The sequence below is a fragment of the Microbacterium sp. HMWF026 genome (assembly GCF_003061325.1).
In the GTDB taxonomy this organism is placed as follows: Bacteria; Actinomycetota; Actinomycetes; order Actinomycetales; family Microbacteriaceae; genus Microbacterium; species Microbacterium testaceum_E.
The window spans coordinates 12180-13285 of sequence record NZ_QAJB01000282.1 but is presented as its reverse complement, the minus strand read 5'-3'; the positions used below and the strand labels follow the sequence as shown (position 1 = coordinate 13285).

Annotated in this window: 1 protein-coding gene; it reads right to left on the bottom strand. The window is 71.7% G+C overall.

Annotated elements, in window-relative coordinates; genetic code table 11:
* Window positions 1-89 precede the first annotated feature (89 nt).
* On the bottom strand, window positions 90-1106 hold a 1017-nt coding region (locus DBR36_RS10890; protein ID WP_375136073.1), incomplete at its 5' end, for a hypothetical protein.

Here is a 1106-nt window from a genome sequence, read left to right as displayed (position 1 = left end):
CCCCAATCCGTCCGGAACCCCACCTGGTCACCCCACCCGGGCGCCCGGCGGCCGAGGAATCAGACGGGCGGGCGAGAGGAGCCGCCGGCTCAGTCGGCCGAGCCGCCGATGAGGATGGATGCCGACCCGTCGGGCAGGACCGAGATCTGGCCGTTCACGGTGAAGGCGACGTCCTCTTCGACGGTGCGGACGCTGCCGTCGAAGATCGAACGGATGTCGACGTCGATGTGCGCCACCGCCTTGGCGTCGGGGATGCGCCATCCCGCCCCGTCGGGGACGACGGTGACCTGCGGCTGCTCGACGATCGACCATGTGGGGGCGTCGTCGATGCGGTTTCTCACGGTGAAGCCGAAGGGGCAGCCGGTCGGCTGCAACACCTTCTGCTCGGCGCACGCGCTCAGGAACTCCTCGACCCGCTGCTGGACGACGCCGATGAACTCGGTCGTCGGCTGGGCCTGCACATCGACCGGGATGCCGGCCAGCGGCGCATCGGCCAGGACGGCGACGCCGGGGGTCGACGAGATGGCGGTGTCGACGGCGACCGAGTACAGCCCGGGCGAGAAGACCAGAAGGGGGAGCGCGGCGGTGGGATCGGCATCCGCCCCGTCGATCGAGACCTGGCGCTTGTCGACCTCGAAGCCGTTCACGGCGAAGCGCATCGAGCCGTCGACCGAGAGCTTCATCACCGCGAGCGGACTCCGCGCGAACCGCCAGCGCGGCAGCAGGCCGCCCGTGGTGTCGGGCTGCACGTCGAAGGTGGTGGTGCCGGCGTAGCCGCCGGCGGTGTACGTCACCGTGACGCGCGTGCGGTCGCCGTCGGCCCGTTCGTCGGTGACGGTGGCATCCGTGAGGGTCATCAGGGACTCGGGGCGCAGCAACGCCTCGGAGGCCGTCGCCGGCAGGCCGGCCGTCTCGAGCTCGGCCGAGTCCACGGCGACACCGGGGACCGCGAGGGCCTCGGCGCTGCGGCGATCCTGCAGCAGCTCGAGATAGTGCAGCACGAAGGCGCGGGGGCTGTAGAACTCGCGGTACAGCGAGGCCGCGCCCGCCCCGATCGCGGCGATCAGCAGAACGCCGATGAGGGCGATGACCACGAGGGCGCGCGC